The organism is Pacificoceanicola algae (assembly GCF_049341065.1).
Taxonomy (GTDB): domain Bacteria; phylum Pseudomonadota; class Alphaproteobacteria; order Rhodobacterales; family Rhodobacteraceae; genus Pacificoceanicola.
In genome coordinates, this window is sequence record NZ_JBMPIX010000013.1 from 102,143 (window position 1) to 111,193 (window position 9,051).

Consider the following 9,051-nt stretch of genomic DNA (forward strand, 5'->3'; position numbering starts at 1 on the left):
CCCGGCTACCAGTAAACGTTGTGGCACGGGGTGCGCAGCCACGAAGACCACATTGGTTCGCGAGTATGCGTGGCGGCGCATATGGTAAGAGTTTCCCTGACGCGGGTCCGGCAGGCCCATAACGGAAAACGGGCGATCGGATGTTCAGGCCGTTATCCGCATCGCAATTCCCTACTGAACCCTTATTCAACATCGCCAGAAGTGGCATTCCTGAAGAACGGCGACTTTCCGCATCTTCACGCGCACTCATGAAGCGATCGGTAGGGGTTGTTTCCACGTGGCTCATCTCCCCTCTGCTGAGGCGATTGCCGCTGACTCTTCGGGAAAAAGTCGTCCAACTCCCACGCCCCTTGTGCTGCGGTCATCATTGCGCAGGAGGAACAGGGCGTCGAGCCTGCGTCTTCTTGCGAGCGTCGCGCCCGCCTCGGAGCCGAGAACCATGAGGGCCGTCGCCCAAGCGTCGGCCTCGGCACAGGTGCGGGCGACGACGGTGACGGAGGCCGGCGAAGCGATCAGCGGCGCGCCGCGCCTCGGGTCCATCGTGTGCGCAAGGCGTCGTCCCTGCACCTCGACCCAGTGGCGGTAGTCGCCGGAGGTCGCGACGGCAGCGTCCTGCAGCCCGAGGATCGAATGGGGAGCCCGGCGCTCCGGGTCAGGCGCTTCCACCGCAATGGTCCACGCCTTTCCGTCCGGCCGAAGGCCGAGCGCGCGCATTTCACCGTCGATCCCGACGAGGGCGCCCGCGATCCCGTGGTCGCGCAAGGTCTCGGCCAGCCGGTCGACCCCATAACCCTTGGCGATGCCGTTGAGATCGAGTGCGATAGGCGAGGACTTGCGCACTTGGTCGCCGTCGATCCCCAGAACCTCATGCGCCGGGCGGCGCGTGGCGGCCATTGCAGCGCTGATGCCCTCGGCCGCGGCGGCCTCCGGCCCGAAGCCCCAAGCCGTCACCGCGTCCCCCATGCCGATGTCGAAGGCCCCGCCCGAGGCGCGCCCAATCTCAAGACCGAGGCGAAGAACTTGCTCGAGGCGCGCGGGAACGGCCACCCATTCGCCCACCGGTGCCGCGTTGAGGCGCATCAGGTCGCTCTCAGGCTTCCATGTCGACATCTGCGCGTCCACCTCATCAACCGCCGCTTGCAATGCACCTTGAACTGCATTCGCGTCGAAACCCAGTTCCGCGAAGAACATCGCCGACCAGCGCGTGCCCATGGTCGAGCCATTCAGAGCGTGGCGCACCATTTCAGTAGACATCTTCGACATATCGCCCCTCCGCCTTCAGCACCGCAGGCGTGAGCCCGGTTGGCGCGAGGATCTCGGCCAGCGCATCGGCCACGCCCGCCGCCATGTCGCGTCCACCGCAAACCATCACGCGGGCCCCATTGCGGATGAGATCCGCGACCTGAGTGGCCTCGCCCCGCAGAGCATCCTGCACGTAGTGGGGCCGCGCCCCGCGAGAGACGGCCGTGACCAGCCGGGTCACCCGCCCTTCTTCCTGCCAGGCGGAAAATTCCTCCCCGTAGAAGAAGTCGCTATCCGGATGACGCATACCGAAGAACAGATGGATCGGCCGCTGGCGCGCGTTGCCGCGCACGATACCCGCAAGTGGCCCAACGCCGGTTCCCGCGCCGATCAGGATCACGGGCGCGCGGCTCCGGCCCGGACGGAAACCGGGGTTGCGGCGGAGGAAGGCGGTCACGGTGTCGCCGGGCTCCAGTGCGGTCAGCTGGGAGGACGCAAGACCGCCGGGATGCTTCCTCACCACGATCTCGATGAACCCGTCGCGCTGGCCTGAGGCAAGCGAGTAAAGCCGCGGTACGACGCTGCCTTCGGGCAGGATGCCGATCAGGTCACCGGCCACGAAGCGCGCGAACCCTCCCCCGGTAAGTCGCTGCCAGAGCGTTGCGCGCGGCAGGGCGAAGCGCAGGATCGCCGTCGGGGCCTGCACCTCGGCACCGTAGTCCCGGCGCGAGACGAGGGTCAACGTCTCGGTTTTCGGCAGGACGGGCTGGTGCGAGAGTTCCAGCGGGATCCCAAGCGCCTCGCCGAGCGCGCGGCCCCAACGCGCGAAATCCTGCGGCGACTGACGGTCGATCGTGTCGAGCGGCATGAGTTCGGGCCAGCCTTTCGCCCCGGCTGCCGTCACGACAGCTTTGGCGAAGGCGCAGTAGGCTGGGAAGCTGCGGTCCCCAAAGCCGAGCACGGCCAGAGGGATGTCGGGCGCGCGATCGAGGGCGCTCAGCCGATCAAGGAACCCCTTGGCCGAGGCCGGCGCCGCGCCGGCCCCATAGGTCGCAGCAAGCAGGATGATCCGTTCGGCCTTTGCATAGCGCTCAGGGGCGAAGTCCGACATCGGGCCCACATGCACGCTCTGCCCGGCTTGCGACAGCGCGGCGTGGAGCGCTGCGGCGAAGCCCCAGGTACTACCGCCCTCACTGCCGACAAGCAGGATCGTCTCGGCCCGGCCCACTGGCTGATTGCCCCGGATGCGGGGCCGCCCGCGCCGTCCCGCGAGCCAGATCAGAAGGCCGGTAGCTCCCATGGCCGGGACGCCGAGCGCCATCAGCCCAAGCACCAGCCCCAGCGTCGCCGCGCCCTGTCCAGTGTGCAGCATGTAGATGGTTTCCGAGACCCGCTCCCACCCGGTCAGGTCGGCCCAGGCCAGAAGCGCTCCGTTGCCCTGATCGAGATACCCAGTCCCCCGGTCGGTCTTCAGCGTGAAGGCGTCCGTCGCATCGCCGGGATAGGGAAAGCTCAATTCGCGCAGTTCGGCGGCGGGCGTCTGCTGCAAGGTCGTCATCTGATCAGGGGCAAACCCCGTTTCACCGCTCAGCTCGGCCGGGAAGACTGGCGCTGCGCCGTCATCAGGGAGAAGATCGAAAGTCGAGGCCGTCATCCACAAAGCTGTGGTGGACGACAGAATGAGGCCGATCACCGCAATCCGCGCAATCTCGACGTGCAGCCGACCGGCAAGCGGCCCCCGCAGAGGCGTGAACCAGTGCCGCCAGCCGCCGACCCGCCGCGCGACCAGCGCCGCACCGGAGAGCGACACGACCAGCATCGCCAAAGCCCCCGTCGCCATGGCGATGCGACCCCCGTCCCCGAGAAACAGCGAGCGATGCAGGTTGGTGAGCCAGCGGAGGGTCTGGTTCGGATCGGCCGAGGCCACACCCTGACCCGTCGCCGGATCGATCACGGCGGCGCCGGGCGTGCCTTGGTCGAACCAGTAGGCGGTGATCCGACCCGATGGCGACCGGCGGATCTGCTCGACGCCCGGATAGACCGCCTGGATGCGGTCCGCGAGGGTGGCGACGGTCAGACCGGCTTCCACCTGCGGCGCGGCGATGCGTTCGGCCGCAGGGAAGACCGACAGCGCCGCGCCGCTCAGCGAAAGGACGGTGACGAGCGCTAGGGCCAGAAGACCCGGCCAGCGATGGAGTGCACGGATCATGGCCCTCACTCCTCACATGTCGTAGGCGAAGCTGGCGACGTAGCGGCGGCCGCGAACGGGCGTGCCGGCGCCATCGGTCGTGAGCGGTACCGCCACCTCGTTCGGGCTGTCGCGCATGTCCTCGACGGCGGCGTCGATGTGGAGCGTGTAGCCCGCATCGAACAGCGCGTCGGCCAGATCGAGGGTGATCTCCAGCGTCCGGCCCGCGCCGACGCTGGCGCCGGTGATGCCGTTCACCTGTGCGGTGTCGCCGCCGGTGGCGCGGTGCCAATCGCTCAGATGCTCGTAGTACTTCGATTTGCCGCCGGCCATCCAGAGACTGCCGACATAGGCGCCCGAGGCGTCGGTGACATAGAGCGCGAGATAGGCCCCGTCGCCGCCATAGTTGTTGAGGGTCGTGGTGAGCGTCACCGGTCGCGCCATCGCGAGACCGGGAAGCGTCAGCGCCGTGGTGAGCGCCAGCGTTGCGAGTAGTGATTTCATCAGGTTCATCCTTGTTCGGGAGGTTGGTTCGGAGCGGCTCAGTTCACCTGAACCTTCGGCGGCGCGCCGTTCCCGAAGAGGCCGTTCTGCGGCGGCTGGGCGGTGCCTGCAGGCGTGGGATTGGGAGCGCCGCCGCGGTCGTCGTCGTCATCCTCGTAGTCCATCTCGACGACCTGGAGCGTCGCCGGATCGAGTTTCACTTCGATTTCCCGTCCGGCCGCGTCGCGGCCCTCCATCTCGTAACAGCCATCGTCGATCTCGAACTTTCGCACGGTCCAGCCGTTCTTCTGGGCCACTTGCATCGCAGCCTCGCGCGGCTGCCATTGGCTGCGGGGCACGGAGCAATCGTCGTCATCGGCGAGCGCCGCGCCGGCAGGCAGCAGTGCGAGAATGGCAAGTGCGGTCAGGGTCTTTTTCATGGCAGGGTCTCCTTTGGTCTGCTGAGGACAATCTGGAGAGCCGACCTGAGGACTTCCTGACGGAGCAACGATTCCCGCTTCAGCTTGCCGTCAGGAAGAAAAAGGCCGGCGCAAAGCCGGCCTTCTCAGATCGGGCCGGACGTAGGATTCCGTCCCGACGACGCCTGCCGCCGCTGGACTCAGTTTCCGGAACGCGGCCGGTGCGGGTCCCCGACGCCCATCATCGGCATCGGATGTTCGCCGTAGAGCGGACCAGGTTCCAGGCTGATTCCCATCGGTCCAGTAGTCCCGTCCCGCGACGTCATAGAAGTATGGACGAGAAGCGCCGCCGGATACAGCAACTGGACATCGTTCGTCTCGTGCCAGATCATCCGTTCGGCAAGACGCGCGGTCTCTAAATCCCCCGCTTCTTCTGCCGCTGCGTAGAGATCGACCAGAGCGGTGACCAAGTCCACGTCGCCATCGTAGAGCTGCGACAACTCGGCTTCCAAGCTGTTCCGATCAGGTATCGCCGTCGGTAGTACCGTTCCAGTCGTCGCAGATTCTGCCCAACCGAGCATGGGCAGAACCAGCCGCTCCTGCGCTGCATTGTGCGGCTTCAAGAGGTCGGCGGCAGCGCGAGCGGCAGCCCCGATTTCGTCGGACCTTCCGGTGATCCGTTCAAGCTGGCCCTGATTGTCGGCGTGTACCGCGCTCAGTGCATAGGGTGTTTCATTCGGAGCCGCGATCGCAGGCACGGCAAGCGCCGTTATGACGGCGGCGATGATGAGTTTTGTTTGCATGACAGCCTCTCCTCTACTGATGCAAACACTCTGCCAGCCCCATCTGAGGGCTTCCTGACGGAGCAACGATTCCCGCTTCAGCTTGCCGTCAGGAAGAAAAGGCCCCGCCGGTGAGAGCGGGGCCAGGTCGCGCCGAAGGGAAAGTCGGTCAGACGATGTCGCCGGGACCGGGCGCGCGCTTGTCGCCGGTAATCATGGAACGGGCGAGGTTCTCGCGATGCCGGAAGGACGCCAGTACGACGCCGCCGACATGCAACGCCACCAGCAGCAATAACAGATTGGCGAGTGCCTCATGCACCTCTTCAAGCGCATCATTGTCGCTGCCGCCCGTCTCGCCCTCGTCGGCGTAAGCCGGTGCCACGATCTGAGGCAGGTCAGGTAGCAGCGTGATGCGGTCGGGGTCTTCCATGAGCCAGCCGGTAAGGGCGGTGGCCGAGAGCGTGACAAGTAGCGCCACGATCATCGCCGCGCCGGCCGGGTTGTGCCCGAGATACCGGCGCTCTCGCCGCCCGAACATCGCTCGCAGATAGTCAAGCGTCGCTGCGGGACCCTGCAGAAACTGGGCGAAGCTCGCATAGCGACCGCCGACCAGACCCCAGACGAGGCGAAACCCGACGAGGCCCGCAACGACATACCCGGCGATTTCATGCGTGGTCTGCCATTCGTCTGCCGTCAACCAGGCGAGCGTAAAGGCACCGACAAGGCTCCAATGGAAAATCCGCACCAGCGGATCCCAGACCCGGACCTTGCCGGACGACCCGGCACTCATCTTGGGGGCGTCATGCGTGGTTGCCTCAGTCATTGTCGCCTCCGTCCCGATCCCGGCCCCGGTCCTTGTCGCGGCGTTTGTCGTTGTCCTCGTCTTCGTATTCGAACTCGATCACCTGGAGCGTCGCCGGGTGGACGGTCACCTCGATCCGGCGCCCTTCGGTATCGCGGCCGTCGATCTCGTAGCAGCCGTCGTCGATCTTGATGCGGCGCACCGTCCAGCCGTTCTCTTCGGCCAGCCGGGCAACGGCGTCGCGCGGCTGCCAATCGGCCATCGGGACGAAGCAGTCGTCGTCCGCCAACGCGGCGCCGGCCGGGAAGACCGCGAGAAAACCGAGAATTGTCAATGTCTTCTTCATGCGTCAAACTCCGCGTGGCACGCCTCTTGATGCACTTCATGCGCGGCGAAGCTGACGGCAGCCTGAAGCGGCGTGCCCAACAGCTTCAGCTTCGTGTCAGCCAGACGGATCATGGGGAGTCATCGGGAAAAGAACGGGACCAGACATGCGCATCCTGCTGATCGAAGACGACACGACTCTCGGCGCTGCCGTGCGCGACCAGATCGCCGCCGATGGCCAATCGGTGGACTGGGTCACGCGTCTGGATGCGGCGGGCGACGCGCTGCGCGGGGCGTCCTATGACCTGATCCTGCTCGACCTCATGCTGCCGGACGGGCGCGGGATCGGGTTCCTCAAGGGCCTGCGCGCGCGGGGCGATGTGACGCCGGTCATCATCCTGACGGCGCTCGACCAGGTCTCGGACCGGATCGAGGGCCTGAACGCGGGCGCCGACGACTACCTCGTGAAACCCTTCGACCTGTCCGAACTGTCGGCCCGGATCGGCTCGGTTGCCCGGCGATACAGCGGCAATCCCAACCCCATCGTCACCCATGGCGCGCTGGACATCGACCTCGCCGCGCGCAGCATTCATCGCGACGGCAAGCCGGTTCAACTGACGGCCCGCGAATGGGCTCTGTTCGAGGCCTTCCTCGCGCGTCCGGGGCAACTGCTGTCCAAGCCGCAGCTGGAGGATAAGCTCTACGCTTTCGGCGCCGAGGTGGAGAGCAACACCATCGAGGTCCATGTCAGTCGCCTGCGCAAGAAGCTCGGGAGCGCGGTCATCGAGACCGAGCGCGGCATGGGCTACAGGCTGGGCAAGTCGTGAGGCTGCCACGCAGCCTTCAGGCACGGCTCGGTCTGTCTCTCGGCCTCGTGCTGACGATCCTCTGGTTGCTGGCCGCGACGGTCACGGCGGTGATCGTCAGGGGCGAGTTGGACGAGGTTTTCGACTCCGCCCTGCGCGAGACCGCTGAGCGCATCCTGCCGCTGGCGGTGACCGACATCGTGGGCCGCGAAGACCAGGGCGTGACGCAGAGGCTCGCGCCGATCCGCGAGCACGACGAGTTCTTCACCTATGTGGTCACTGACGCCGAGGGTCGCGTCCTGCTGCAATCCCATGCGGCGGACCCCGCCGTGTTCCCGGCTTACAACGAGCCGGGGTTTGAGCAGACCGCCACCCATCGCCTCTACAGCGACGCGGCCCTTCAGGGGACAATCCGCATCACCGTCGCCGAGCCGCTTGCGCATCGCGCGTCGGTCGCGCGGGAAATCCGGATGGGCCTCGTTCTGCCGCTGCTGGTCGTGCTGCCCGTCGCACTCGCTGCAATCATCCTGGCCGTCCGCTTCAGCCTCGCCCCCCTGCGCCGCTACCGCACACGGCTCGAGGCACGCAGCGCCCGCGACCTGTCCGAAGTTCCCGCCGACGACCTGCCGGCAGAAATCGGACCGCTGGCCGCAACCCTAAACAACCTTCTGAAAAGGTTGCGCGAGGCGTTTGAGGCCGAACGCAGCTTTGCGGCGAACGCCGCGCACGAATTGCGGACCCCGCTGGCAGGCGCCATCGCGCAGGCGCAGAGGCTTCGGTCGGAGACCCATGATCCGGCCATTGACGCGCGCGCCGCGGAGATCGAAGCGACGCTCAAGCGATTAACGCGGATGTCGGAACGCCTCATGCAACTTGCGCGGGCGGAAGGCGGACGACTGCGAACGGACCGAAACACGGATCTCAGACCCGTCGCACGTGTCGTGGTGGATGATCTGGCACGTACGGGTGCGATGGACCGGATCGCGCTGACCCTGCCGGACACTCCCGTCCTGTCCGATATCGACCCCGATGCCTTCGCTATCCTCTGCCGAAACCTAGTGGAGAACGCCCTGCGCCATGGGGCGGAGACCGCCCCGGTCGAGGTGACCGTGACGCTGGACGGGCAGCTCATCGTGGCGAACGACGGTCCCGTGCTGTTGCGCGACACCCTCGACCGCCTGACGGCGCGTTTCGAGCGGGCAAAAACGAGAACCGATGGCAGCGGACTCGGCCTCGCCATCGTCGCGGCCATCGCGGACCGGATCGGAAGCCCGCTCAATCTTGAGTCACCGCGTCCGGGTGAGTCTTCTGGTTTCCAGGCCTCCATTCGGTTACCTACAGATGTTCCGCATTCCGTCGCGGGAGATGCGATGCCCAAGACGTGACAAAAGATGGTCCATCAGCAGCTTCGCGTCTTATCGCGCATCACGGCCTAATCGCTTTGCATCTAGAGCGTGTCGTCCCTGACCTGATTCAGGATTCCGTTTCGGTCTGATCTGAAATGATCAAGTTGCGGAACCAGACCGGCAGCTCAAGGCAAAGTGCCGGGGTAATCAGTGGCGTCGCAAGTTGGCGGAAGTGGCCCTACGGGTGCGGGAGCGGATTGCGGCGCAGGGCGATCTGACACTCGATGCGCTGGTGCGCGAACTCAGGGCAAACCATGGCATCGAGATACACCGCTCGGCGTTCGGCCGCGTCCTGCACCGTCTTGGGCTGACACACAAAAAAGACCTGCGAGCAGCTGAACAGGTCCTCCCGGATGTCGCTGAGAAGCGGCGCACTGGCACCGATATAGGCCCGGAGGTAAATCCACGCCGTACCCGGGCCCAAGGAAAGTGAGGCCAGAGGCCTCACCCGAAGGGATCGTATTCCGATACGATCACGACCTCGTCGCCGTCGATTTCATCGGCGGGGACGGCGCCAAAGGTTCCATCCCCTGCCTGGAAGACGACGATCGAGACCATGAGCGTGGCGGCGAGGGAGGCGGCGAAGGCGTGTGCATCTT

At 66.0% G+C, this 9,051-nt stretch carries 10 protein-coding genes; 3 read left to right on the forward strand and 7 right to left on the reverse strand.

Annotated elements, in window-relative coordinates:
- The first annotated feature begins 81 nt into the window (after positions 1 to 81).
- Positions 82 to 252: a DUF924 family protein gene (locus ACOYQJ_RS17520; RefSeq protein ID WP_366142908.1), complete on the forward strand. Its 171-nt coding sequence runs from the start codon at positions 82 to 84 to the stop codon at positions 250 to 252.
- Between the two features lie 30 nt (positions 253 to 282).
- Here ACOYQJ_RS17520 and ACOYQJ_RS17525 read toward each other — a convergent pair whose 3' ends face one another.
- The 7 genes from ACOYQJ_RS17525 to ACOYQJ_RS17555 all read right to left on the reverse strand — a co-directional run bounded on the left by ACOYQJ_RS17525 (position 283) and on the right by ACOYQJ_RS17555 (position 6,262).
- Positions 283 to 1,263, reverse strand: coding sequence for an FAD:protein FMN transferase (locus ACOYQJ_RS17525; RefSeq protein WP_301070043.1), 981 nt, complete (start codon positions 1,261 to 1,263; stop codon positions 283 to 285).
- Positions 1,244 to 3,451, reverse strand: coding sequence for a PepSY domain-containing protein (locus ACOYQJ_RS17530; RefSeq protein WP_301070042.1), 2,208 nt, complete (start codon positions 3,449 to 3,451; stop codon positions 1,244 to 1,246). Before ACOYQJ_RS17530 ends, ACOYQJ_RS17525 begins: the two co-directional genes overlap by 20 nt.
- A 12-nt stretch (positions 3,452 to 3,463) precedes the next feature.
- Positions 3,464 to 3,934, reverse strand: coding sequence for a DUF2271 domain-containing protein (locus ACOYQJ_RS17535; RefSeq protein ID WP_301070041.1), 471 nt, complete (start codon positions 3,932 to 3,934; stop codon positions 3,464 to 3,466).
- Between the two features lie 38 nt (positions 3,935 to 3,972).
- Positions 3,973 to 4,353, reverse strand: coding sequence for a PepSY domain-containing protein (locus tag ACOYQJ_RS17540; protein WP_301070040.1), 381 nt, complete (start codon positions 4,351 to 4,353; stop codon positions 3,973 to 3,975).
- Between the two features lie 179 nt (positions 4,354 to 4,532).
- Positions 4,533 to 5,135: a hypothetical protein gene (locus tag ACOYQJ_RS17545; RefSeq protein ID WP_301070039.1), complete on the reverse strand. Its 603-nt coding sequence runs from the start codon at positions 5,133 to 5,135 to the stop codon at positions 4,533 to 4,535.
- Positions 5,136 to 5,283: 148 nt separating this feature from the next.
- Positions 5,284 to 5,937 (reverse strand): cytochrome b/b6 domain-containing protein, encoded by a 654-nt coding sequence (locus ACOYQJ_RS17550; RefSeq protein WP_301070038.1) that lies wholly within the window; start codon positions 5,935 to 5,937, stop codon positions 5,284 to 5,286.
- Entirely contained in the window at positions 5,930 to 6,262 is a 333-nt protein-coding gene (locus ACOYQJ_RS17555) for a PepSY domain-containing protein (RefSeq protein WP_301070037.1), read from the reverse strand. Before ACOYQJ_RS17555 ends, ACOYQJ_RS17550 begins: the two co-directional genes overlap by 8 nt.
- Before the next feature lie 145 nt (positions 6,263 to 6,407).
- Here ACOYQJ_RS17555 and ACOYQJ_RS17560 point away from each other — a divergent pair, with 145 nt between their 5' ends.
- Together ACOYQJ_RS17560 and ACOYQJ_RS17565 are read left to right on the forward strand one after the other, a co-directional pair.
- Entirely contained in the window at positions 6,408 to 7,067 is a 660-nt protein-coding gene (locus ACOYQJ_RS17560) for a response regulator transcription factor (RefSeq protein WP_301070036.1), read from the forward strand.
- Complete coding sequence (locus ACOYQJ_RS17565) at positions 7,064 to 8,431, forward strand: sensor histidine kinase (RefSeq protein WP_422907299.1); 1,368 nt, start codon at positions 7,064 to 7,066, stop codon at positions 8,429 to 8,431. Before ACOYQJ_RS17560 ends, ACOYQJ_RS17565 begins: the two co-directional genes overlap by 4 nt.
- The last annotated feature ends 620 nt before the right edge of the window (positions 8,432 to 9,051 follow it).